Below are 23321 nucleotides of genomic sequence, written 5' to 3' on the forward strand. Positions count from 1 at the left end.
GTCGCGGACCGCCTCGCACGCGCGCCGGATCGCCGGGCCCACGTAGGCGACGGTCTGCGACCCGATCGACGGCGGCGCCTCCGGCACCACCGCGTTGTCCGACGGCCCGGCCGAACCGCGCCCGACGAGGCCGTTGCCGTACGTATCCCTCACCGGAGGCCGAGGGCGGATACCTGTGGCAGTCGCCTCAACTAGGTTGGCCCGCACATCGGTTGAGCAGGCAGCACGACGTCTTGTGGAGGAGATCGGGTGCACGGGGGCACGATCATCGGGGGCCGCTATCGCGTGGAACACGTCCTGGGAAGAGGTGGATTGGGGGAAGTCTGGGAAGCGCTGGACCTGACGCTCGACCGAAGGGTCGCCGTCAAGTTCGTCACCGGCGTGATGCAGTACCCGGAAGCCGCAACGCGGTTCGCCCGCGAGGCCCGGACCCTCGCCTCGCTCCATCACGCGGGCATCGTCACCGTCCACGACGCCGGGACGATCGACCACGACGGCGGGCCCCTGCCCTACCTCGTGATGGAGAAGCTGCACGGCTCGACCTGGGAGACCGCACAGGTGGACTCGGTCGTCGAGACCGGCGCGCGCCTGGCGGACGCGCTCGCGCACGTGCACGCGGCGAGGATCCTGCATCGCGACGTCAAGCCCGCCAACATCATGATCTGCCCGGACGGGCGCGTGGTGCTGATGGACTTCGGCATCGCCCGCGACGACGCCTCCCTCACCCGCACCATCACCGCCCCGGGGAGGGCCTTCGGCACCCCCGCCTACATGGCCCCCGAACAGCTTCAGGGCCATCCCGCCACGCCGGCCTCGGACGTGTACGCGCTCGGCCTGGTCCTGGTCGAGAAACTCACCGGCCACCGCCTGCCCGCCGAACAACTCACCGCACAGGTCCAGACCGCCGCCCCCGGGCATCTGCTGCCCCTGCTCACCCGCATGACCTCGCCCCGTCCCGACCAGCGACCCACCGCCGCCGAGTGCGCCGAACTGCTGCGGACGCCCGCGGAGCCGGTGAGGTCGCGCGACCCGGTGCGACACGACGCGTTGGAACGCTTCCTTCCGCCGGCGGTACTGCTCACGCTGTTCGCGATCTCCCTGTTCCTGCCCGCCTACACGTTCTCGGGGACGGGCGAGGCCTGGATCGACGACCAAGACGGGCAATGGACGGTCAAGGAGGCTTTCGGCGGCGGTGGCCTCGTCAAGACCGGCGCCTTCGTCGGATTGGCGACGACCCTGGTCACGACAGTGGTGCTCGTCCCGGGCTCCGGCGCGCGCACGCGGCTGGCGGGCTACGCGGGAGCGGCACTCGCCGTGGGCTGCCTCCTGTGGCTGGGCTCGTCCAACCCGCCCTACTACGACCTCGACGACGAGGAGCAGAAAGCGATCCGCTCCGGAATGTGGCTCTTCTACCTGACGACGGCCGCCGGCGTCGCCACGTACATCCGCCGCGATGTCCGTACCCGCAGCGGGACCGCACTGCCACAGGAACGGCTCGCCGCCCCGGCGATGCTGGTCACGCTGTTCGCCATCACCTTGTTCCAGCCCGCCTACTTGGACTCGAAAGGCTATTGGAGCGTCATGGAGGCCGTCGCCGGTGACGGCCTCACGAGCGTCGGCGTCTTCGTCGGACTGGCGACGACCCTGGTGGCGACGGCGGTGCTCGTCCCGGGCTTCGGCCTGCGCACGCGGCTGGCGGGCTACGCGGGAGCGGTGCTCGCGGCGGGCTGCCTCCTGCGGCTGCACGCGGCCCCCGACGCCGACCGCGACTTTGATCCGACCTACCTCGCGCTGCGGCTCTTCTACGTGACGGCGGCCCTGACCATCGCCACGTTCATCTACCGCGACACCACCAGGAAGACCACGGCTCATTAGGCCACCGACCCGCACTTCCACCGCGCCCTCGAGGCCACGTGCCTCGACTGGGATCGACGCACGCCCGACCCGACGTCCCGCAGGGCCTTTACGACGCCGGCCTCGCGTGGCGCAACGTTCGCATACAGGCAATGCGCCGTGAATCGGGAGGTGTCGCGTCCGATGCACCGGATCCGATCGGAGCGTGCATCGGCCCCGTCGGCGGAACGCGGACGGGGCGTGAGTGCGGGTCCCGCAGCTGATCTATCGCAACCCGCCTTTGGGCGCGCGGTGTCCAGGGCATCGCGTCGCTGCTCGTCCGTCCTCCACGCCCCGATCAGGTAAACCCCGGCGTACGGCTGCCGGCCGATTGGGCGTGGCCGCGCGTCGGACCCCGCGGCGGCAGATGCTCGACGCGGAGGCCGAGGAGACCTCCCGTCGGGCACCGCCGACCCCGGTCGTCGCGACCGATGGCGATGCGTCAACGCAAGCTCCGGCGCGGCCCGTTCGAGGGCCGAGCCGCGAAGTGGACCGACGGCCTCGCCTGGTCCCGCGCGGCCAGGCCTTCGGCGAAAGGACGTCCGCGCGCCGGTCGGGAACGCCAGGACGGGCCCGACGGGCGCTTGGAGTCACGAACGGCCGGACGTGTCGCGACGATCGCCGCTTCGACGCGGTCGCCACCTGGCCCGAGTGGGTCGACGCGCGCCAACGGATGCGCGGACGGGTGCGGGTGGTGCTCACCCAGGGGCACGAAGGCGACTCTGCCGAGAGAGGGCAGGCCCCCGCCGACGCCGCAACTGTGATCACGCTCTACCGACTTCTCGGCGACTTCCGCACTACGCGGGGACAGCCGGACGGTCTCGCCGGGGTCTTCCGGGATACCAGTCCTGGATGGTCACCCAGGACTGGTATCAGCTCGAAACAGCGGAGCCTGCCCGGAGCAGGCGAGGGGAACCGGTGTCGATAGACCTGTTCGTGGCGGGCGAAGCCGGCTCACCCGGCGGTCGATGACCGCCGTGTACGTCACCAGGGCACTACGCCGGCGTCGTCGAAGAACTTGCCGGTGGGGCCGTCGTCAGGAAGGGTCGCGAGGTTGATGGCGATCGCCGCGCCCTGTTCGGGGGTGCGCACGCCGCGGAAGCCGTTGAGGTCGGTCGCGACGTAGCCGGGACAGCCGACGTTGATCAGGATGTTCGTGCCGCTCAGCTCCCGCGCGTACTGGAGGGTGACGGCGTTCAGGAAGGTCTTCGACGGCGCGTACGCCACGGCCACCGGGCCCGTCGTCTGCTCGGCGGCGGTTCCCGACTGCCGGGTGAGGGAGCCGACGCTGCTGGACATGTTCACGATCCGTGGCGAGGCGGATCGGCGCAGCAGCGGCATCATCGCGTTGGTGACGCGAATGACGCCGATCACGTTCGTCTCCACGGCCGCCCGGATGGTGGCGGGATCGACCCGGGTGGGCTCCTGCGGCATGCCGCCGGTGATGGCGGCGTTGTTGACGAGCACGTCGAGACGCCCGGCCCGTTCCTCGATCAGCCGCGCGGCGGCGGTGGCGCTCGCGTCGTCGGTCACGTCCAGCGGTATGCCGAACGCGTCGACGCCGGCCGCGCGCAGTCTCTCTACCGCGCCCTCACGGCGCCGATCGTCGCGAGCGCCGACGCCGACGCTCCAGCCGAGGGCGCCCAGGCCCATGGCGATCTCGTAGCCGATTCCCTTGTTCGCGCCGGTGACCAGCGCAATCGTCCGTTCGCTCATGGGGACCATGCTGCTCTCGGACCCCGACCGCGGTCCAAGACCGATCAGGTGGCCGGCGATACCGTCAGGGTATTGATCCCGAGTATCGTGGCGAAATGGAGACCAGGGAACTGCGATATTTCGTCGCTGTCGCCGAGGAACTGCACTTCGGGCGCGCCGCGCAGCGGCTCGGGATCGCGCAGCCGCCCTTGTCACGGGCCATACAGCAGCTCGAACGCCGACTCGGGGCAGCATTGTTGGATCGGACCAGCCGCACCGTCACGCTGACCGAGGCCGGCTCGGTGCTGTTGGTCGAGGGCCGGGCGGCGCTCGACGCGGTCGACGCCGCCGAGCGCCGGACCCGACGCGCAGCCCTTTCCGTGACCGGCCGTCCCGGCCTGGCCCTGGTCACGAAGGCCAGCGCGTCCAGCGAGCTGCTGGCGAAACTGCTCGACGCGTACGCCGCCGAACCCGACGCGGTCCCCGTCGACGTCATCCTGTGCGGCCCGGCCGAGCAGCAACGACTCCTGCGCGAAGGCCGGGCCGACGTGGCGCTGCTGCACCGGCCGTTCGACTCGGCAGCCGGGTTCCACACCGAAGAGCTCAGCACGGAGGGCCAGGTCGCGGTCCTGCCGGCCGGGCATCCGCTCACTGCCCGGGCCCATGTGCACATGGCCGACATCACCGGGCTGCCGGGCCTGCCCCTGCCACGCTGGCCCGCCCCCGACGGCACCTACCCGCCCGGCCCCGGCCCACAAGTGCGCGACCACGCACAGTTGTTGCAGCTCGTCGCGCTCGGCCGGGCGTGCGCGGTCTCACCGGAGTCGTGCCGAGCCCAACTGCACGGTGACCTCGCCGCCGTGCCCGTGCTGGACGCGCCCCCGGTCACCACCGTGATCGCCTGGCCACCGCACAGCCGGTCCAGAGCCGTCGCCGACCTTGTCCGGACCGCGACACGTCTCTAGTGGCTCCGGCATGCCCGGCCGGGTTCCAGCTATCGTGTCCCGGCTCGAAACCGCCGACCGGCGCAGGTCGGTGCGAGCCGGGCGGGGCAGGTCGGTGCGAGCCGGGCGGCGCACGTCAACGGCCTGTGCGACGCCGCCGTGGAGGGGTATCTGTCCCTGACCACCGGCGTGCACACCGGCCGCATCGGGCCGACACCGAGGTTCACGACGCCCCACCCGCGTCGGACGGGTAGTGGGAGCACGTGGTCGAGGCGCCGTTCACTCCGCAGACGCGCACCGTGCGGCTCGAGCAGTGGGGGACGAGGACGCGTGCGGGTTCGAACTCGATCCGGTCGACCATCGGGTGCGTTACCGCGCGGTGGGGATGGACGAGGCCGGTGTCCGTCGCAGCGGTTGGTTCCTGGCGAACTGTGGGATCTGGTGACGCCCTTGCTGCCGCCGTTCAGGCCGCGTCCGCAGGGCGGCGGAACCGCGCCGGTGGACGAGCGGGCGGTCTTCACCGCCGTGGTGTACGTGTTGACCAGCGGCTGCGAGTGGCGGCATCTCCCCCCCGACGGTCGGGGTGTCCGCAGCAAACACCAACGACATCCTGGCGCTCAAGCACTTGGTGCGCGGAATACCGGCCGTGCGGTCCCGTCGTGGACCGCGTCGTCGACGGCCCGTCAAACTCCGCGCCGGCAAGGCGTACTCGGATCACGAATACCCAATGCCCCTGTCCCTTTCGGTGGGTCTCCTGGTGGGGGCCCCATGGGGATTGCGCAGATTTTCCCGCCCTGCGGAGGGATGCGAGGGGGCGCTTTCCGGATTCGCTCGATGACGCGGAGATCCTCCGCCGAGTTGCCTCCGAAGATCCGCTACTGGCCCTAGATATTTCCCGACATCCAGGTCTCGTGGTTCGCGCGCCCTGCCCGGCCCCGTCAATTCAAAACGGGTGGGAATATCACGACCTGGAGGCTCTCGTTCCCAAAGGAAGTAATCTTGACCCGGCCGTGGCCATTTCAGATATTGACGATTTCCAAAACTCCGTAGAACACCGTCTTTGACGATGGATATCCTGGCGCTCCCACCCCCATCCACATGGGCGCCCCAGTGGAACCCGATGTCGGCCGTTATGATGTCGCGCGTCTGGGCGGGTGTCACTCCCGGAAAGGTCGAAGAGCCCGGCCGCCCGTCGAAAAGTCGGATGTGCGTACGATCGTCGAGCCCGCCGTAGACCACCATCCTGATCGCCTGCAGGTCCGTGAAGACGGGCCTGGTGCCCAACGACGGATCCTGGTTTATGGGATGAGCGAAAAAATCCGGTGTCTTCAGCGAAGGCCCAGAGGAGACCGCAAACTCGGGCAGGTTATCCGCCCGTAAGGAGCCGATACTCTTGATGGCGAGGCGGTTTTCTCCCTTCCGGTTGACGTGCTCTTCCGGGCATCGGACCACAAGGTCATGGGCGAAAATGTCCATCCCGCCCTGCGGAGCGACGGCCACGGATGTGAACGTGCCATCCTCCGAAGCCATGAATCCGACGTCCGACCGTGATTCTGCGGCGGGCATGACGGGGGTGAAACGCGAGCTTTCGTCCAGGCACCTTTTGCTACCGGTCTTGGGGTCTCGTCTCAGGGTGACCCTGATGTTGCCGTTCCCATACACATGACTCTGCGCATCTCGGTCGGTCCTACTACCTGCCCAGGTCAGCGTCCTTCCGTTGAGCGATAACTCGCCACTTGCCGCTATGTGGTCCATCGCGAGCTCTCCGTCACGGATGTAGAGGGCCTCCCGATCAACCACGGGCATACCGAGAATTCGGCCTTCACTGATGATGAGATTGAGGCTGGCCTGCCGGGGAATAGCGGATGCTTCATCCAGAAAGGTGAAGAAAGTCGCCGAGGTGCTGGCTGAAACACCTGGAGCGTGAACGAGCATGCTTTCTGGACGTGGCGTGATGCGCATCGCCGCCCGGGCGTCTTCAGGCGCCCAGTTCAGGTCGTACGAGTTGGTGAACGTGCCATCGTCAAAGAAGTGTGGATGCATGTCCAACTTGAACCCGTTGTCGAGCGTGATCTCACAGGGTTCGACCGGGCGATCGACCTCGGTCTTCATGAACTCATGCGCATCGCGAAGTGACGAGAAGCGTCGGCTTTCAGGCCCCAAAACTTTTCACCAAAAATATGGATGGTTCATCGAGCGTCCATCTATTTACACGCGGCCACCATGGTCCGGAGGCCGGACTCGCCGTACGGTCGCCGCATTCCGGCGAACGTCTTCAGGCTTCGCACCCGGATGGCGTGAGACGGTCTCCGGCCGGGAGCAGGGCCTTAGGGCGGAGGCCGGCGGCGTGGCATCTCGGGGAAACGGCGACGCCAGAATCCGGCCGATCCGTTCTTCCCCTGGTGCCGATACGGCCCACGATCCTGCGGCTGCATTCCGCCGGGCCGGATAATGTCCAGCCAGCGCACTTCGTGCAGGGCAACGAGCAGGGAAGAGGCCGTCGAGGGATCGATCCACCAGACCTGGCCGGGTTCCGACGTGCGCGGCCGGGACAACCCCCCCGCAGGCTCGTAAAAGGAAGCCACAAGAACGAGCGGTGTCGCACAGTGCCACACAGGCGGCGGCTCCGGAGCAGGTCCGCGGTCGCGCAGGACCCGGGACTCGTCCGGCGTGCTGTACTCGAACATCTCCCCGGCCATCAGCAGCGACTGGATATCCACCCGGGCCCGGCAGGCATAATCCAGCCGAGCACTCAATCGCTGCGCGTCATCGGTGCAGTCCCCGTAGCTCTCGATGAGGAGCCCGAGAAGCCCATCGGGTGTCTTGGCGCGCAGACGCCGCCCGGCACACCGGACTTCCACATAACGAGCCGCGCTGTCCTTGCTCGCCGACTCGTCCGGCTGTTTCAGGAAGTGATCAGCCACGACATCCGCCACTCCTCGGAGATTAATCCACAGGAAACCCAGCCTGAGCCTACCGGCCGAGCTGGGTCCGTAAATCATAGCCGAATCTGATTGTGCCCAGACCTTCCGACAAATTGGTCAAACTGCAGCCGACAAGCGCTGTCAAATACGGTTATCAGGTATGTTCCACCAACTTGCCCATGACACCACGGATGGGCTTCCTATCGGACCCAGGGTCATTGCAGAAGGGGAGTTGTCCGGTTCGTGTCGATCGTGTGTGGCGTGACGCCATGCGCCGCCGACCTGCGCCGGCTGGACGCGGTGCCCGATCCGCGCGACGGACGGGGCCGCCGCTACCCGGCTGCCGTACTGCCGGCGGGCTGCCGACGCCGGTGCCGGCTTCGGGCTGCACGTGCTCGCCAGTGGTCGGCGCGCAACACCCGGCGGTGCAGCGGCTCCGGTTCTTCCTGTTCGAGTCGACCTGGGACCACGAGCGGGTCGACACCCGCCGCGTGGAGTTGTTGCTCGCGGATCCGGCGACCGCGCCGCACGCGGGCGGGGTCTGGGATCGACGATTCCGACGTGCGCGACCGCAAGGACGGGACGGCGACCGCGCACGTGGGCAAGCAGTACCCGGGATCCGTCGGGAGGATCGACCGCGGCGTCGTCACGGTGACCACCTGTTGGGCGGACGAGCGCCTCCACCATCCACTGCACGCCGTCCCCTACACGCCGGCCCATCACTTCGCGAAGGGGAAGGACGACCCCGGGTTCCGCACGAAACTGCAAACCGGAACCGCTGGCCCGTGAGGCAAAGCACGCGGGCGTGTCCTTCCGGGCGGTTGCCGCGGACTGCGCGTACGGCGACCAGGACGGCTTCCGCTGTGAACTCGCCCACCTCGTAGTGCCGTTCGTGATGGCGTTGAGACCGCGGCACGGGATCCGGGCACGCGCCGACCAGGCCCACTCTCCCGTCGACGCCGCCCGCGTCCCGGCCTGGGGCGGACCACGGGATCCCGGCGACTGGCACGCGGTGCCCCGCACCTTCCGTGACGGCCACACCGAGACGTGGTGGGCCGCCGACGCGACACTCGGGTGGTGGGGCCCGGACGGAACGACCCGACTGGTGGTGGCGACCGCCGACCCGGCGACCCTGCCGGCCAAGGCCACCTGGTATCTCGCCACCAACCTGCCCCGCCCGGGCGGGCCACGCGAGGACGAAAGCCCGCATCCCGCAGCCGACCCGACGGAGATGGTCCGCATCCACGGGATCCGTCATTGGATTGAACAGAGTTACAGGCAGGTGAAGGGCGAACTCGGCTGGCCCGACTTCCAAGTCCGCTCCGACACGGCGATCCGTCGCCATCAAACCCTGGTGAACTGCGCGTTCTCGTTCTGTTGGGAGGCCTGGTTCACCGAACGGGAGCCGACGAACACCCCGGCGCCGCAGCCCCGCGACGACGCCGGAGAGAGGGGACCCGAAACCACCCCGCCGCCCCCGCCGCCGTCCCGGCCCCGGGCGTTCCGGGCCGTCCGCGCCTGGACGACCCCCTGGATCGTGCCGCAACGCTACTGGCGGGCATGGTCGAACGCGCCCCCACCCACCCGGTTACAGGCCCTGATGAACTCGGTCGGTGCAGGCCATGGCCTGCACCTGTATCTCCCGAACCAACAATCCACCGGTAGGTGCGGCTGTCGGTGGGCACTCGACCGTGGCGGCCGATGTTCGTGGCGCTGCTCGACCCGGCCGAGGTCACGGGCGGGCTGGTGGATTCGGACGACGCCGATCCGGACGAGGTCTGCGACGACCCCGCCGCCCGCCTCGGCGCCGGCCTGTCCGACCTGCCCGCCTACGCCCCACCCGGGCGGCGTACGTTCCGCGAACGCCTCGCCGGAGCAACCGCCGTACGCCTCGTCCCGGACACGAATGGGCGCCGCGAGTGGCGCGCGTTCCCGGTCGCCGAGATCCTCTGCCGCCACCTCGAACACCGCCCTGCCCCCGAGACCCCGGAAACAGCAGGCGAGTTGGGCCGTTCGGCACCCACCACTCCGCCCGACGTCCTGGTCAGTCGTGCCTTCCACGCCGAAGGTCGTATCGACGTTCCTCGGCGGAGGCCATCGCGGTGATGCCGTCGAGCAGGGCGCGCAGGCCGAAGTCGAAGGCGTTTGCCCTGGCCTGGGCGGCGTTGCGGTCGAAGCCGCCGTCGGCCCACGAACGGGCGATGGCGGGGTAGCGGGCCGGGTCGAAGACCTCGTCCCAGAAGACCTGGCGGGCGGACCACCAGTCGTCCTCGGACTCGCCGCTCACGGCGGAGGCCCGCACGTGTTCGGCCTGGGCTGCCGCGGCGGCGTCGACGAAGGTGACGATCGCGTCGACCGCGGCCGACACCTCGGGCGGCGACAGGTCCGTTCGGGACAGTGCCGCCAACAGGTGGTTCTGCCGGGCGAACAGGCCCGGGCCCAGGGGAGGGCGGACGGTGGATACGGCGCGCAGCCACGGGTGCCGGACGTACAGGGCGACGGTCTGGTGGGCGTAGTGCGTGACCTGAGCGCGCCACGAGCCGGAATCGGAGAGGTCCAGGGACTGCCAGGCCGCGTCGACCATGAGGTCGATCAGTTCGGCCTTGCCGGGGACGTGCGTGTACGGCGTCATCGTCCCGACGCCGAGGACGGCGGCGACCCTGTCCATGGTCATGGCGTCGATGCCGTCCCGGTCGGCCACCGAGATCGCCGCGGCGATGATTCCGGACAGCGTGACCTTGGGTGGCCTGCCACGGCCTGACCTGGCCTTTTCTTGCTGCCACAGCAGACGCAGGGTCTCGCGGGGATCGCCTCCGCCACTGCGTTCCATCGCGCCTCCTTATTTTCCGTAGAGTGTATGGTAATCTTTATCCGTAGGGCATACGGAAAAGGGGTGCAAGGTGCGAGTACTGGTGACGGGCGCGACGGGCACCGTGGGTCGGCTGGTCACGGCCGGGCTGCGGGACGTCCAGGTCAGGGTGATGACGAGGGATCCCCGAAAAGCGCCCGCCGGAGTGGACGTGATGCAGGGCGACCTCACCCGGCCCGAGGAACTCGGGCCGGTGCTGGCCGGGGTGGACAGGATGTTCCTCTTCCCGGAACCGTCCACGGCCGACAAGGTGGTCGAGGCCGCGAAGCAGGCAGGCGTCCGGCGGATCGTCGTGCTGTCGTCCGGCGCGGTGACCGGCGGCCTCGACACGACGTTCCACCCGCCCGTGGAAGAGGCCGTCGAACGGTCCGGTCTGGAGTGGACGCACATCCGGCCCGGCGAGTTCGCGGCGAACAAACTCGCGCTCTGGGGCCCGTCCATCCGCGCCGAACGCGTGGTGCGGGACACCAACCCGGACAGCGGGTGGTTCCCGGTGCACGAGCAGGACATCGCCGATGTGGTGATCCAGGCGTTGCTGGAGGACGGCCACACCGGAAAGGCCTACGACATCAACGGTCCCGGCCTGATCAGCCTGCGTGACCAGGTGAAGGCAATCGCCGACGCGCTCGGCGAGGAGATCCGGTTCGAGGAGTTGACCCCGCTGCAGGCCCGCGAGGTCTACCGGGCGATGGGCGGCTTCGCCGCCGAAGCCGCCGACTTCATGTTGGGTTTCACCGACTATGACGGCAATCCCGTGGATCCTTCGGACAACGCGGACTTCGATCCGTCGGTGCTGGGTCCACTGCCCACTGCCGAGTCCGTGACGGGCAGGCCGGCTCGGACTTTCGCGCAGTGGGCGCGGGACCGGGCGGAGGACTTCCGGTAGGAGGCGAACTCGAGCCGGTTCGGGTGGACCGGTCCGGTGGTCGGTTTCCGCGAGGTCGCCGCGAAGCGTGGCGTCATCGACGGACGGCGCCGCCGAGGCAGGCGCCGTATCGATGCGGGGTGCGGCGCCGGCGGTGCCGGCCGGTGACCACGGGGCCAGGGTGGCCGTACAGTTCCGTAAGAGCCGGCCCGTGCAGGTTCGGCGTGTATTCGCTTTGCCTCAGCCGGGCCAGGTAGCCCGGATCGCCCCGGTGCACGTTCTGCGCGCACAGGGCGTGCATCGGTGCGCGGGCTGCGGGCTCGGCGTCACCGGGTCGGGGTTCGGGATACGGATTTCGGGGAGTCCCACGGGACCCGGTGCCGGACTGCCGGCCCGGCCCGATCCGGTCTCTACGCCGACCGTCGCTTCGGGAGTTCCGACAGGTCGCGGGAGTTCCGCACGTGACGTGCCACGCACCCGGCGTCCCCGTGTCACCGCGCTCATCACCCACACGAGCGTCGACAACAGCTGCGCCGGCACTCGGACCGGTCCGTGCCCGCAGGGTCGGCGGTCGGCGGCCCGGTCGCCCCGGGCATCCGTCGACGAACGGGGGCTCAAAGCTCCCTTCGCATGAGGACGCACATCGTCTCGTGGCGACGGATCGACCCCTCGGGGCCCTCCTCGTCCCAGGCGTCCGGGGCACGGCCGTACGCGACATAGCCCAATCGCTCATACAGGGCACGAGCTCGCGGGTTGTCCTCTTCCACCGCGAGTTCGGCCCTGTGCAGGCCGCGGCTTTCGATCCTTTGTTCGGCGGATCGGATCAGCAACGTTCCCAGGCCACAAGACCGAAGTGCCGGGTGCACGGCGAACTGCCACAGGGTTCCGGCCCCCTCGCGAACCCGGTAGTCGATACCGCCGATCGCTACCGGCAGGTCGCCCCTGGCGCACACGGCCAGGTAGTCCACCTCCCCGGCCGCCGCACGCACCAACTCCCGCTCCACGTGCCGCAGATGGGTGGCGCTGCCCGACCAGGCGCACTCGGGTAGATCCCGGAGCAGAAGGTCCCGCACCCCGACGGGTACAACGACGGTGGGCCCGGGGGTGTCGTGTGTGGTGGTCACGGCCGTGAGGATCCCGTCCGAAGCGCCTGCGGGGCAACGTATTTCTCCGCTGGAGATCGTGCCGGCCCATCCGGGGCGCAGCGCGGCGGGCCGTCGCTCCCCGCGAACGGCGACGCGTCCTCGCCGGAACTCGGTGAGCCACGACAGGGCTTCGCGTCCCGCCGCCGGCGCACGGTAGTCGCTGCGACCGGCGACGAGACGACGGGACGATCCGCTCTCGTTGTCACGTGAACCGGCAACGCCCGGGCGCCGCTTGCGAAATCAGGCAGACCCGGCGGGCCCTCCCAGGGCCTCGGCGTCGGAGAGGTCGCAGTCGACGTGGAGGCCGTGGTCCGGAAACCGTCCGCTCACTGTGCCGACCGCATGCGATGGATGGGGTCTCACGCGGAGGCCGAGCGCACGGCGATCCCGGTCACGTTCGCGCGTAGGAGATTGTGGCCCGACAGGCCGTCGACGTCTTCGACCATCACGTCGGCGTGGCGGCGTGGCTCCGCGACCGTCTCGTCCCGTTCCGTGTCGGGCGGGTGACGTGGTGAGGCAGATGGGTCGTGTGCGACCGGTCGTCGAGCTCGCGCCGGTGCGTCGGGATTCGGGAGCGGTCGGTATGGGTGGACGCTGACGACCCGGAGGCGGAACTGCAGTGGGCCGGTTGGGGATTGCGGGCGTGGTCGTACGGATACCGGTGGAGGCCAGGGACGGTTTCGTCCACGACCGGGTGGGGCCGGTTCTTGCACGCGTACGGCCCGGGGCGCGGACGTCGCTGACCTCCTGGAGCGGATGCGCTCCTGACTGCCGATGATCCGGGCCGGGATATGCGACCGGCGGCTTCGGCGTTCGAACGCGAGGTACCGAGTGGTAAGGCGAGTGGGGCTGCCGTGCGGTCATCCGAGCGGATCGTGTGCGGGCGTGAGGGGGCAACTCGGCTGGGGCGGTTGGCGGATCGGTGGCGGGGGCGTACCGGTGGCGACGCGGGGGCGCTGTACAGGAGTGGACTCGCACTGCTCCTGGACCGGCGCGTCGCGGAAGCGGAGCCGTTGTTGCGGAGGCCGTGCGTCTTGCGGCGGGGTGGTGTCCTCTGGAGCGGTGTAGCAGCGATCACTTCTCACGACTTGCTGCTACCACATCGCGCTACCACACCGCTCTGCGCGGATACGATTCGCGCACCGGACCGGCGGTCGACGGTACCTACCCCCAGCCCCGGCAGCCGGCCGACCCTGTTTATGCTCACGCCCATGGCACTCGAATGGGAACAGATCATCGTCGACTCCTCCGACCCCATCGGCCTCGGGCACTGGTGGGCCGAGGCCCTCGGCTGGGTAGTGGTCGACGAATCCGAGGAGATCATCGAGATCCGGCCCGAGCCGGACCGGATGCCGGGGCTGCTCTTCGTGCCCGTCCCCGAGGGCAAGACGTCGAAGAACCGGCTCCACCCCGACTTCCGCCCCGAAGACCAGGAGGCCGAGGTCGCCCGGCTGCTCTCCCTCGGTGCCCGGCGCGCCGACACCGGGCAGGACGAACAGCACTGGGTGACCCTCCTCGACCCGGAGGACAACGAATTCTGTGTCCTGGGTGAACGGAAGAGCTGAGCCGGACCGGGCAGCCGTTCGGGCGGAAGCGCCGGACGTTTTTCGCCCACCCGCAACTGCCCCGGCCGCTGCTCGCCGACCCGGCTGCGCCGGGCGCTCCGACCGTGGTCTCCGTGCGTGGCTCCGGCTGGTGCGTCGACGACGCGCGGCTCGGCCCGGACGACCTACGAACCACCGGATGGTGTCGCGCCGAGTGTGTACCGGTGATCGCGGTACAGCCCCTGGTCATGGGGCGGCCATCGCGCAACTCCCCGAGTAGTGCCGCTCGTTGAGAGGTGACGCGATGGCCTTGTCTCGTCGGCATGACCCACTCCGGTTGGCGGAGTCACCGCGTACGGCGGACGCCATCGAGTCGGTGCGGGTCCCGGCCCGGCGGATCCCGCAGGAACTCATCGAAGCCGAGGCCACCGCCCACATCGGTGCGGAGCCCGGCGAGCCCGGCGAGCACGCCGAGACCCGGACGACCCGGCGCAACGGGCACCGGGAGAGGGTGCCGACCACGCGGGCCGGGGACCTGGACTCGGCGATCCCCAAGGTCCCAACCGGCAGCTTCCTCCCATACCGCGACCTGGCGGGAGTTGCCGGTCTCGCACGCGAACCCGGCCGTGTGCCTGGGCCAGGACGGGCGGTACGACGAGGGCCTCGCGCGCAGATCGGGGCGACGGGTAGCTGCGAAGGTGCCGGCCGGGGAGGTGCTCATGTCCGGCCGTAGACCGCGCGCTGTTGCGCGGATCGGGACACATTTTTCACCGCTCCAGCACTGCTCCCTCGCCGTCCCGCACGCCGGACGGCCGTGTGGCGTCCGGCCCTTCTCCGAGTCGGCGTCGAGGGCCCGACGGTCCTCGGCCGTCACGGGGTGGTCGGCGTGCCGCGGAGCCGTCCGGGCGGTGGTCGCGGGGCGCACGGGCCTTCAGCCCGCAGGAGGACGCTCCGTAGGGGGCGCTCGGTGGGAGGACGCTCCGAGGGCCGTCCGTTCTCGCGCGGCTGCGCCCGAAGCAGGCGGAGCGTGGCGGCGCGGAGGTGGATCGCGGCTTCGTCCACGCTCATGCGGCCGGCTCCGACTTCGTCACCGGCGGCGTGTCCCAGGGCGATCACGGCCGCGACCAGCCAGGTGGCGGGTTGATCGGGGTCGAACTCCCCTGCGGCTTGCCCCTTCTCGATCAACCTGATCAGTCGGGGCGTGACGGGCTCGTGGCGGGCCCGGTCGGCTTCGGCGCGTTCGGGGGCGTTGCCGAGTTGGAGCAGGACGGGATGCCGTTCGAACAGTTGCCAGCCGATCTCCTGGAGCCGCAGAAGTGCCTCGACGGCGGGCCCGTCCTCGACCTCGGCCGCGTCCATCATCGCCATGGCCTCCCGGGTGACACGGTCGCCGACGCATTCCACGAGCGCGTCGCGGGTGCCGAAGTGGGCGTACACGGTCTGCCGGGTGACACCGGCTGCCGCGGCGATGGCCGCCATGCCCGCGTCGGGACGTTCGGCGAGGAGTCGGATCGCGGCATCGAGCACGGCCTCCCGGCTCCGTTCCGCGTCGGCCCGGCGGCGACGCGGTCCGGCGGAGGGATCGTCGGGGCGTTGCGAGGCAGTCAAATCTTACAACCTTGTCAAAGCTGATGGTCCCGCATATCTTACATCGATGTAAGTGATAGTAGCGGGGAGACCCGCCGGTCCGGCCGGAGCGCCATGAAGCCTTTGGAAACCAGGACACCCGAGCAGTTCGTCGCCGACTTCTTCACGTCCTTCACCGAGGCCGCCGTCCACGGGTCGCAGGACCCCGCCGCTCTCATGGCGCGGTACTACACCCGGGACGTCGTACAGATCGCCGACGGCGTACGACTCGACTGGGACCGGCTCGTCGCGCACCTCGGCCCTGTGCGCAGGAACCTGACCGAATTCCGGTTCGACGTGCACGAGGCGCTGGCCGACGGCAACCGCATCGCCGCCCGGTTCACGATCCACGCACTCATGCGCAAGCGCGGACCGGTCACCACAAGAGTGCACATGTTCGCGGAGTTCACCGCCGATGGCCTGCTTCGATGGGCCGAACAGCTCACCCGGACCATCGACTTGCCCGAACCACAGCACGGGAAGTAGCACGGATGCGCATCCGAGTCACCCAGGCAATCGCTCTCTTGTCCACCGGCGCCCTCGCGGGCGCCTTCGGCTACGGAGCAGCCAACCTGGTCCCTACGTTCAACGCCGTACCGCTGGAGACGAGACTCTCCTTCCACGCCGAGCTGATGAAGATGAACGGCATCACCGTGCAGGGAGCCATGGCCGCTTCGGCGCTCAGTGCGACAGCCTTGGCCGTCATGACCCGGGGCGCCGCACGGCGGCTTGCCGGTGGAGCGGCACTGCTGGTCCTGACGTCCTTCCTGATCACCCGGTTCGGCAACGTCCCCATCAACGGCAGGATCAAACAGTGGGCCCTCACCACGGCTCCCTCCGACCACGCGGAGATCCTGGCGCGCTGGGAAGCCTTCAACTACGCCCGCACGGGCACCGCCTTCGTCGCCTTCTTCCTGCTCATCCTCCTGGCTCTGCGTCCGCACCACACGGCACCCGAATCGAAGGCAACGGCATAGGCGTATGACCCACGGGGGTTGGTGACGGGTCGTACGGCGAAGCGGTGGCCGCAAGCGCCGGTACGGCCGCCCGACGCAACCATCGCGAACCGGGATCGTGGTACCCCGCAGGAATGCGTGGTCTCGCCCCCGTGCCGGCGAACCTGTTCCTCCACTACGCGTTCGACACCTGGATGGCCCGCCCGAACGGCTCAAGACGTACCGGAAGCCCAGGCGTGCCGGCAGCGCGTCACCAGCCAGTACCCTCGGGTCTTCGCCCACTGGCGTGGCTCGCCAATCCGAGATGATCAGGGTGGCAAGAGCCGTGTAACGGGGGACTGTTGCGCACGGTTCCGCGGGAGCGGGGGGTGGGATTCCCCCCCGGCCACCCGACCGAATAGGCGACTGTTCGCCGGGTCGGGTGAGCAGGCGGCCGATGTCGTGCCGGTCGGCCGGGCGCTCTGCGCGTCGGGCATCAGCGGGCCGGTGTCGCGGCTGTCCGGGGGTGGCCGGCGGCGTGGTGCGGCCGGCCGCCCCCGGTTCAGGCGGCGAAGCCTCCGTCCACGGCGATGGCGGCGCCGGTGATGTACCGGCCGGCCTCGCTGGCGAGGTGGGCGACGGTCGCGGCGACGTCGGAGGGTTGCCCGTAGTGGCCGAGGGCGGTGAGGTTCTTCTGGGTGTCGGCGCCCGGGCCGTGGGAGGGGTTCATGTCGGTCTCGATGGGCCCGGGGTGGATCAGGTTGGCGGTGATGCCTCTGGGGCCCAGTTCGCGGGCGAGGGATTTCGTCAGGCCGGTCAGGGCGGTCTTGCTCGTCGTGTACAGGGAGCCGCCGGAGAACGCGGAGCGCTCGGCCATGCAGCTTCCGATGTTGATGATGCGGCCTCCGTCGGTCATGTGCCGGATCGCGGCCTGGGACGCGACGAAGGGCGCCCGCACGTTGACGTCGAGCACGCGGTCGATGTCCGCCCGGGACAGTTCCTCGACGGGGCCCAGGACGCCGATGCCCGCGTTGTTGACCAGTATGTCGAGCCGGCCGAACTCGGCGGCGGCCCGATCCACCGCCTCGCGCACGGCCGTCGGGTCCGCGCTGTCGGCCCGCACCGCCCGGGCCCGGCGGCCCAGTGCCTTGATCCGGTCCACCACGTCCGCCGCGCGCTCGGCGTTGTACTGATAGGTCAGCGCGATGTCGGCTCCGTCCTCGGCCAGCCTGAGCGCGATCGCCTCTCCGATTCCCCTGCTACCGCCGGTCACGAATGCAACCTTGCCCTCAAGCACCGCAGTCATGTTCGCTCGTCTCTGTGTTGCGTTCGCGGACATGTCGATGCTCGTGGGTCCCGAGCCGGGAGTCTGGCGACATTCGGACCTCGCGTTGGCACGGCGGACGCACAGGCCGACCGGAAAAGGGTCCCCGGCTTCGGCGTCGGTCCGCGCCGGGGTTGGCCGTCCTGGGGTGTTTCCGGCGTTCGCGTCCGTGCTCTCGCCGCTGTGGGTTCCTCCGAATCCGGCACGGATGAGGCCGCCGATGCGGCTGACGTTGTTGGCCGCGCGCTCCCCGGCCCGACGTGCCGCGCGGTGCACTGGGGATCCGGGGCACCGCGCCCAAAAGGCGGGGCCGATACCGGCGCCACCGAGGCGAGTCACCTGTGAACCGACCGTTGATCCTCGACCGCATCCTCACCGCCCCCACCGCCGGGGCGGCGCGACCGCTGTCCGAGCACTGCTTCGACCCCCGACCTCGCGGCGAACGTGACCGCGGACGGGACGCTGCTGATCCACGCCGCCGACCCGGCCCTGGTCGCCGACTACGCCGGCGCCCAGGAGCGGAGCAGCATCAGGACGGATGACTGACGACGCCTCGGTCGTGGTCGTGGCCGCGGAGACGGGCCTCACCGCCGACCTGTGGTGGACCGGCTCGGTGGCCATGCCACCGTCGTGCGCCTGGACTCGGGCCGGCTGCGCGAGGACACCGAGGTCACGGGGGAGTTGGGCGCGGGCAGTGGGCAATGCCTCCTGCGGCACGGCGACCCGGTCGTGCCGCTGGACCAGTCGTGCGCGGTGTGCCGGCGCAAGCCCACGCGCCCCGACACCCTCGACACTTCGGCCGAGTGGTGGTGCGCCGACGCGAACACCACCGCGCTCCTGGGAGTCCTCGAGGGCCGACCCCTGAAGGCGTGCTGCCCCCGGCCGCCCTGCGCCGCACCGGCACATGTGCCGAGACTGGGATTCGCCCTACGAACCGGTCACGTGGACAACGCTGTTGGCCGGTGAGACCGCAGCGCTCGCCGGCCGCCGACGGCTGGTGTACGCGTGTGGCCACGAACGCCTGATGCGGAAGCGGGGCGCCCGGCCACGCTCTCCAGCCTTCGTGGACGCCGGCCACGGGTGGGGCGCAGCCGGTGGGTCAGCGGTCGGAGAGGCGGATGGGGGGTGGGGTCGAGGTCGTCGAAACAGGCGAGGAGTTCCCTGGCGTCGTCGAGGGTGCCCTTGGTCACGGCGGCGTGGCCTGCGTGTTCGGCCTGGGCGAGTTCGCGGCGTTGTCACGGCATGGACGGTCGTCCGTGGGCGTCGACGGTCGGCGGCAACGCCCTCAGGCGTTCACGGAGTTCGTCGCTGGTGCGTCCGTCGCTGGGCAGGACCCGGGCCAGGCGGTCGAGGCGCTCGCGGGTGGTTGCGCGCGCAGGTGTTGGGTGGGGATGTGATCGAGGAGATCGTGGGCGCGGGCGGCGGCGTCCCCGGGCGCGGCAGGGGCTTCGGCGAGGGCCGGGACGGCGGTGGCGGCCTGCCCAGCCTGGTGACGCGTACGCGGCGGTGGCTGTGGATGCGCGGGCGTGCTCGCCCGCCCGGTTGCCCTGCCGGAGGGTGATGTGGGGTTCGGTGGCGTGCAGGACGTATGCGGCGTGGTCGAACTCCGAACCCCGAACCCCGAACCCCGAACCGCGCCTGGGTCGCGACCGGCGCTGCGTCCAGGGCGGTTTCGGCGTGGGTGAGCACGCGTCGTGCGTCGTCGGCGTGTCCGAGGGCCGCGAGGGGCGGCGCGAGGGCCCAGGACAGGAGTTGCGCGTGTCGCAGGGGAGTGGTGGCAAGGTCGAGGCCGTGCTCGGCAGGCGCGAGCGCGCTGTCGTGGCGGTCGTCGGCGCGGGCGACGTGGCCGCGGCGCCACAGGTCCACGCGCGCAGACCGCCCTCCCCGCAGTGCTCGGCGAGGGGAGCGGCGGCGCCCAGGTGGGTGCGGGCGCCGGTGCGGTCGGCGAGGTGGAACGCGAGGTTGCCCAACAGGGCCGAGAGCCGGGCCGCGACCAGCCGCAGACCAGTCACCGTGAGTCCCCACTATCGGCGGCGCGTTCGAGCACGGGTACCAACATGCCGCGCACGAGGCGGAGTTCGTCGAGAGGAAGGGATCGGACGCCGGTCTCACGTTTGCCCGCGGTCCGGCCCGGGAGCCGGCGGGTCCGCCGGCGTCACGGTTCGAGGTCGACGACCCCCTTGCCGCCCGGCATGTCCAGCGGCACGGAGACTTGGTCGTGTGTGATCAGCCAGTCGCCGTCGATCTTCCGGAAGCAGAAGGTGACCCGGACCCACATGCCGGCCAGCGCCGTCCCGTCGGGCAGCGTGCCGCCGAGGCGGCCGAAGGCGTGCGTGAACGCCACGTCTTCGCCGACTGTGGGCGTCAGGTGGCGCACCTCGTAGGTCACATCCTGGAAGAAGGTGAACACGTTGGCCCAGTTCTCGAGTTTCGCGTCGACCCCCACGTGTTGGAGCGGCGGATCGATGTCGAAGGACACGACGTCCGTGGAGTAGAGCCGCCTCAGACCCTCGAGGTCCTTGGCCCGGATCGCGTCGATGATCCGGCCGATGTGGCGGCGGATCGCGGCTTCGTCCGTCTCGCGCTGTGTGGGCGTGGCCGTCCGTCCTTCCGTGCTGTGGGCGACGACGTGGTCCAGCAGTGTGTCCAGGGCGCTGACGTGGTGGGCGCCCGGGGCGAGTGTCGCGTGGTCCTCGAAGTCGGTGTGCAGGGACAGCGAGACCTGCGGGGCCACGGCAGCCATTTGCAGCAGCTCGCACAGTGTCCGCAACTGCCGGGCCGCGCGGGTGCCGCCCCCACCGCCGTAGGAGACGAACGCGACGGCCTTGTGGGTCCACTCCGCGTACAGGTAGTCGATGGCGTTCTTGAGGACACCGGGGATGGAGGCGTTGTACTCCGGGGTGACCATGACGAATCCGTCGAAGCGGGCGATGGTGTCCGCCCATGCCCGGGTGTGCCCGTGCCGATACCGCCCGGCGAGCGCGGGCAGCGGCTCGTCCAGGTGCGGCAGCGGGTGGTCGAGCAGGTCGATCACCTCGAATTCGGCGTCGCCGCGGCGGGCCGCCCGCTCGTGGACCCACCGGGCGACCTGGTCGCCCTTGCGGCCGGGGCGGGTGCTGCCGATGAGTATTCCGATCCTGGTCATCGCTGTCTCCCGAGGTGTCCTACCCGCGCCGGGCTCTCCGGGCCGGTGGTGTCTGTGAGCAGTACGACGACGCGGCCCCGCGGAACGTCAGGGGGAGTCGCGAACCTGACAATCGGACGTGCTGTCTCGTCGGACCGGCGAGGGACGATCCGAACTTGGGGAGCCACCGAAACCATGACCGATCACGCGGCATCACGGCACGACGAGTCCGACGCGGGCTTGGGCGCGATCATCAGCGAGCGGCGGCGGCTGATCGGTCTCGCCTACCGGCTCCTCGGTTCCCTGGCCGAGGCCGAGGACGCGGTCCAGGAGACCTACACCCGCTGGTACGCCATGTCCAGACAACGGCAGGACGCCATCGACTCGCCCGGCGCCTGGCTGACGACGGTCGCCACCCGCGTGTGCCTGGACCTCCTCGGCTCGGCGCGTGTGCGGCGCGAGCGCTACGTGGGCGAATGGATCCCGGAGCCGCTGCCCGAGCGGACCGACTGGATCAGCGGGCGCCCGGGTACCGCCGCGACCGACCCCGCGGACCCGGCCGACCGGGTCACCCTGGACGAGTCGGTGAGCATGGCGTTTCTCGTCATCCTCGAAACCATGACCCCGGCCCAGCGCGTCGCGCTCATCCTGCACGACGTCTTCGGCTTCTCGTTCGCCGAGATCGCCGACATCACCGGCCGCACCCCGGCGGCGTGCCGCGAACTGGCCTCCTCCGCCCGGCGCCGCGTACGAACCTCCCGACCCCCCGAGGCCCCGGCGGCGCACCAGGCGGGCCTCGTCGCGGACTTCAAGCGGGCGTGGGACGCACAGGACATCAACGCCCTCGTCGGCCTCCTCGCCCCCGGCGCCACCTTCACGGCGGACGGCGGCGGCGTGGTCGCCGCCGCGCTCCGCCCGATCGAGGGCGGCGAGGGGATCGCGCGGTACCTCGCGGACCTCGCCGTCCGGGCATCCGGCGGCCTGATGGTCCTGGAACGCACGGTCAACGGCCGGGCCGGTCTGGTGATCGAGCACGAGGGCGTCATCGTGGCGGTGTACGCGTTCGACGTCGCGGACGACCGGATCACGCGCATCTGGGCGGTGCGCAACCCCGACAAACTCCACCCGTGGACGGCGGGCTGACCACACGACCGGTTCAAAGTCCCGGCTGGTGGGGGAAGTTGCCGATCCCAGCGTGTCGACGATCGTGCGGAACGCCGTGCCTTCGGCGTGCAAGCTCCGGCCGGACCCTGTCCCGCAAGGGCGCGAGGAAGCTCTGGGTCCTGGATGCGGACCTGTCCAGCGCGTTCGACCGCATCAACCACGATCGCCTGATGCCTGATGCCTGATGCCTGATGCCTGCTGAACGCCATCGGAGGGTTCCCGGCGCGCCGGGCAATCGAAGAATGGCTGAAGGCCGGGGTGATGGAGAACGGCAGGTTCGCTCCCACGGAGGGAGGGAACGCCGCGGGGTGGGGTGATCAGGAGACTACGAGTTCCGGCGGAGCCGTTCCTCGGCTTCGGCGGGGGTGTCGTAGTAGCCGGGTCGGGCCAGGAGGACCGTGGTGAAGTAGTGGCCCTGTTCTTCGTCCGGGTCGTCGTCGGCTTCGAACGCACGCCAGAAGCTCAGCAGGAGGTCGGGGGCGATGAACGAAGCGGGGTCCTCCTGATCAGCCTCGATCGTGGTGTGTTCGCGCATGCGGGCAACCACCTCGCGGGCCGGTAGGGCGAAGACGTCCACGTCGTGGAAGACCACCCGGTCCGTCGTGGCCGTCGGGCGTGCGAGCTCGACCGCCTGGAGCACGTCCCGCATGCAGTGGATGCTGACCATCAGTCCGCTCGGACGGAAGATGTGCTGTCCCGACCGGTCTGATTCCGAGATCGCGGAGAGGTCTCGGAGCGAGTCCAGCGCGGTGTTGGCGTCCTGCCGGGTCATGCCGATGTGGAGCGGGCCGACGCCGGTGGGTGGTGCGAGGTGGAGATCCATGCAGGAATGATGCCAAAGGGCACTGTCAACATCGCGTGGGCTTCGGGACCGGTACTGCTCGGCGATGTAGCGCGGCACCTCGTCGGCGATCACCTCCACGACCAGGGTGATCAACTCCTCGTGGCGCCCGGCCGTCATGCCGGTGGGGTCGAGCCGTTTTGTCAGGTGCGCGTCCAGGGCGGTCGAGGCCGAGAGCGGGTGGGACCCGTGTTCCTCTCGGTGGCGCGGGCCTCGGCAGGGCGAGGCACGCGGGGGATGGGCGCCGTCCACGGGCGCCGTCCCGGGGGCGCCGTGCCCTCGTCGGTCGATCACGTCGGAGGGTCCATGTGATGGTGTCGGGGGAAGCAGCAACGCATGATGGTGAGTTCCGAGAACGTTTGAGGGGCTCAGCCGCAGCAGTGTCGGCGGGTTTCAGCAACACCAGGGCTCGTGAGGGGCGACTCGGT

At 70.0% G+C, this 23321-nt stretch carries 18 protein-coding genes and 3 pseudogenes; 12 read left to right on the forward strand and 9 right to left on the reverse strand.

Annotated features, from left to right (window positions below):
* Window positions 1-249: 249 nt before the first annotated feature.
* The gene (locus ACWCPW_RS46050; RefSeq protein WP_449767612.1) at window positions 250-1875 is read left to right on the forward strand and encodes a serine/threonine-protein kinase; all 1626 of its coding nucleotides are present in this window, start codon (window positions 250-252) and stop codon (window positions 1873-1875) included.
* Window positions 1876-2877: 1002 nt separating this feature from the next.
* On the opposite strand, the gene ACWCPW_RS46055 is transcribed toward ACWCPW_RS46050, so the two are convergent.
* The gene (locus ACWCPW_RS46055; RefSeq protein ID WP_449767613.1) at window positions 2878-3609 is read right to left on the reverse strand and encodes an SDR family NAD(P)-dependent oxidoreductase; all 732 of its coding nucleotides are present in this window, start codon (window positions 3607-3609) and stop codon (window positions 2878-2880) included.
* Between the two features lie 95 nt (window positions 3610-3704).
* Between ACWCPW_RS46055 and ACWCPW_RS46060 the strand changes: the two genes are divergently transcribed.
* Window positions 3705-4553, forward strand: a complete 849-nt coding sequence (locus ACWCPW_RS46060; RefSeq protein ID WP_449767614.1) for a LysR family transcriptional regulator — start codon at window positions 3705-3707, stop codon at window positions 4551-4553.
* A gap of 309 nt (window positions 4554-4862) precedes the next feature.
* Window positions 4863-5099: pseudogene (locus tag ACWCPW_RS46065) on the forward strand (transposase); the annotation flags it as partial.
* Window positions 5100-5246: 147 nt separating this feature from the next.
* On the opposite strand, the gene ACWCPW_RS46070 reads toward ACWCPW_RS46065, so the two are convergent.
* Both ACWCPW_RS46070 and ACWCPW_RS46075 read right to left on the reverse strand, forming a co-directional pair.
* Window positions 5247-6644, reverse strand: coding sequence for a hypothetical protein (locus tag ACWCPW_RS46070; RefSeq protein WP_449767648.1), 1398 nt, complete (start codon window positions 6642-6644; stop codon window positions 5247-5249).
* Between the two features lie 215 nt (window positions 6645-6859).
* Window positions 6860-7456, reverse strand: a complete 597-nt coding sequence (locus ACWCPW_RS46075; RefSeq protein WP_449767615.1) for a hypothetical protein — start codon at window positions 7454-7456, stop codon at window positions 6860-6862.
* A 398-nt stretch (window positions 7457-7854) separates the two neighbouring features.
* On the opposite strand from ACWCPW_RS46075, the pseudogene ACWCPW_RS46080 reads away from it, so the two are divergent.
* Both ACWCPW_RS46080 and ACWCPW_RS46085 read left to right on the forward strand, forming a co-directional pair.
* Window positions 7855-9121 (forward strand): annotated as a pseudogene (locus tag ACWCPW_RS46080) (IS701 family transposase); the annotation flags it as partial.
* A gap of 12 nt (window positions 9122-9133) precedes the next feature.
* Entirely contained in the window at window positions 9134-9562 is a 429-nt protein-coding gene (locus tag ACWCPW_RS46085; protein WP_449767616.1) for a hypothetical protein, read from the forward strand.
* Here the strand turns inward: ACWCPW_RS46085 and ACWCPW_RS46090 are convergent.
* The gene (locus ACWCPW_RS46090; protein WP_449767617.1) at window positions 9501-10286 is read right to left on the reverse strand and encodes a TetR/AcrR family transcriptional regulator; all 786 of its coding nucleotides are present in this window, start codon (window positions 10284-10286) and stop codon (window positions 9501-9503) included. The two genes, ACWCPW_RS46085 and ACWCPW_RS46090, sit on opposite strands and share 62 nt — an antisense overlap.
* Before the next feature lie 82 nt (window positions 10287-10368).
* Here ACWCPW_RS46090 and ACWCPW_RS46095 point away from each other — a divergent pair, with 82 nt between their 5' ends.
* On the forward strand, window positions 10369-11211 hold the full coding sequence (locus tag ACWCPW_RS46095; RefSeq protein WP_449767618.1) for an NAD(P)H-binding protein: 843 nt from the start codon (window positions 10369-10371) through the stop codon (window positions 11209-11211).
* A 593-nt stretch (window positions 11212-11804) separates the two neighbouring features.
* Here ACWCPW_RS46095 and ACWCPW_RS46100 read toward each other — a convergent pair.
* The gene (locus tag ACWCPW_RS46100) at window positions 11805-12326 is read right to left on the reverse strand and encodes a GNAT family N-acetyltransferase (protein WP_449767644.1); all 522 of its coding nucleotides are present in this window, start codon (window positions 12324-12326) and stop codon (window positions 11805-11807) included.
* Window positions 12327-13546: 1220 nt separating this feature from the next.
* Between ACWCPW_RS46100 and ACWCPW_RS46105 the strand changes: the two genes are divergently transcribed.
* Window positions 13547-13900 (forward strand): VOC family protein, encoded by a 354-nt coding sequence (locus ACWCPW_RS46105; RefSeq protein ID WP_449767619.1) that lies wholly within the window; start codon window positions 13547-13549, stop codon window positions 13898-13900.
* Between the two features lie 283 nt (window positions 13901-14183).
* Window positions 14184-14459: pseudogene (locus tag ACWCPW_RS46110) on the forward strand (transposase); the annotation flags it as partial.
* Window positions 14460-14749: 290 nt separating this feature from the next.
* Here ACWCPW_RS46110 and ACWCPW_RS46115 read toward each other — a convergent pair.
* Window positions 14750-15406 carry a TetR/AcrR family transcriptional regulator gene (locus ACWCPW_RS46115; protein WP_449767620.1) on the reverse strand — a complete coding sequence of 219 codons (657 nt, stop codon included), beginning with the start codon at window positions 15404-15406 and terminating at the stop codon, window positions 14750-14752.
* A gap of 174 nt (window positions 15407-15580) precedes the next feature.
* Here ACWCPW_RS46115 and ACWCPW_RS46120 point away from each other — a divergent pair, with 174 nt between their 5' ends.
* Together ACWCPW_RS46120 and ACWCPW_RS46125 are read left to right on the forward strand one after the other, a co-directional pair.
* Window positions 15581-15991 (forward strand): nuclear transport factor 2 family protein, encoded by a 411-nt coding sequence (locus ACWCPW_RS46120; RefSeq protein WP_449767621.1) that lies wholly within the window; start codon window positions 15581-15583, stop codon window positions 15989-15991.
* A gap of 5 nt (window positions 15992-15996) precedes the next feature.
* A complete protein-coding gene (locus ACWCPW_RS46125; RefSeq protein WP_449767622.1) occupies window positions 15997-16482 on the forward strand; it encodes an anthrone oxygenase family protein in 486 nt (161 codons plus the stop codon).
* 520 nt (window positions 16483-17002) lie between these two features.
* Here the strand turns inward: ACWCPW_RS46125 and ACWCPW_RS46130 are convergent.
* On the reverse strand, window positions 17003-17746 hold the full coding sequence (locus ACWCPW_RS46130) for an SDR family NAD(P)-dependent oxidoreductase (protein WP_449767623.1): 744 nt from the start codon (window positions 17744-17746) through the stop codon (window positions 17003-17005).
* Between the two features lie 648 nt (window positions 17747-18394).
* Between ACWCPW_RS46130 and ACWCPW_RS46135 the strand changes: the two genes are divergently transcribed.
* Window positions 18395-18730, forward strand: coding sequence for a hypothetical protein (locus ACWCPW_RS46135; protein ID WP_449767624.1), 336 nt, complete (start codon window positions 18395-18397; stop codon window positions 18728-18730).
* Window positions 18731-19919: 1189 nt separating this feature from the next.
* Here ACWCPW_RS46135 and ACWCPW_RS46140 read toward each other — a convergent pair.
* Complete coding sequence (locus tag ACWCPW_RS46140) at window positions 19920-20909, reverse strand: NAD(P)H-dependent oxidoreductase (protein ID WP_449767625.1); 990 nt, start codon at window positions 20907-20909, stop codon at window positions 19920-19922.
* 174 nt (window positions 20910-21083) lie between these two features.
* On the opposite strand from ACWCPW_RS46140, the gene sigJ reads away from it, so the two are divergent.
* Window positions 21084-22031: an RNA polymerase sigma factor SigJ gene (sigJ, locus tag ACWCPW_RS46145; protein ID WP_449767626.1), complete on the forward strand. Its 948-nt coding sequence runs from the start codon at window positions 21084-21086 to the stop codon at window positions 22029-22031.
* Between the two features lie 346 nt (window positions 22032-22377).
* On the opposite strand, the gene ACWCPW_RS46150 is transcribed toward sigJ, so the two are convergent.
* Window positions 22378-23013 (reverse strand): hypothetical protein, encoded by a 636-nt coding sequence (locus ACWCPW_RS46150; RefSeq protein ID WP_449767627.1) that lies wholly within the window; start codon window positions 23011-23013, stop codon window positions 22378-22380.
* Window positions 23014-23321: the final 308 nt, after the last annotated feature.

The organism is Embleya sp. NPDC001921 (assembly GCF_053594475.1).

Bases quoted from the DNA above. Each gene is read 5' to 3' on its own strand.
- ACWCPW_RS46055 (WP_449767613.1), bottom strand. From the start codon at position 3,609: ATGAGCGAACGGACGATTGCGCTGGTCACCGGCGCGAACAAGGGAATC.
- ACWCPW_RS46060 (WP_449767614.1), top strand. From the start codon at position 3,705: ATGGAGACCAGGGAACTGCGATATTTCGTCGCTGTCGCCGAGGAACTG.
- ACWCPW_RS46070 (WP_449767648.1), bottom strand. From the start codon at position 6,644: ATGAAGACCGAGGTCGATCGCCCGGTCGAACCCTGTGAGATCACGCTC.
- ACWCPW_RS46090 (WP_449767617.1), bottom strand. From the start codon at position 10,286: ATGGAACGCAGTGGCGGAGGCGATCCCCGCGAGACCCTGCGTCTGCTG.
- ACWCPW_RS46105 (WP_449767619.1), top strand. From the start codon at position 13,547: ATGGCACTCGAATGGGAACAGATCATCGTCGACTCCTCCGACCCCATC.
- ACWCPW_RS46120 (WP_449767621.1), top strand. From the start codon at position 15,581: ATGAAGCCTTTGGAAACCAGGACACCCGAGCAGTTCGTCGCCGACTTC.
- ACWCPW_RS46125 (WP_449767622.1), top strand. From the start codon at position 15,997: ATGCGCATCCGAGTCACCCAGGCAATCGCTCTCTTGTCCACCGGCGCC.
- ACWCPW_RS46130 (WP_449767623.1), bottom strand. From the start codon at position 17,746: ATGACTGCGGTGCTTGAGGGCAAGGTTGCATTCGTGACCGGCGGTAGC.
- ACWCPW_RS46140 (WP_449767625.1), bottom strand. From the start codon at position 20,909: ATGACCAGGATCGGAATACTCATCGGCAGCACCCGCCCCGGCCGCAAG.
- sigJ (WP_449767626.1), top strand. From the start codon at position 21,084: ATGACCGATCACGCGGCATCACGGCACGACGAGTCCGACGCGGGCTTG.
- ACWCPW_RS46150 (WP_449767627.1), bottom strand. From the start codon at position 23,013: ATGACGGCCGGGCGCCACGAGGAGTTGATCACCCTGGTCGTGGAGGTG.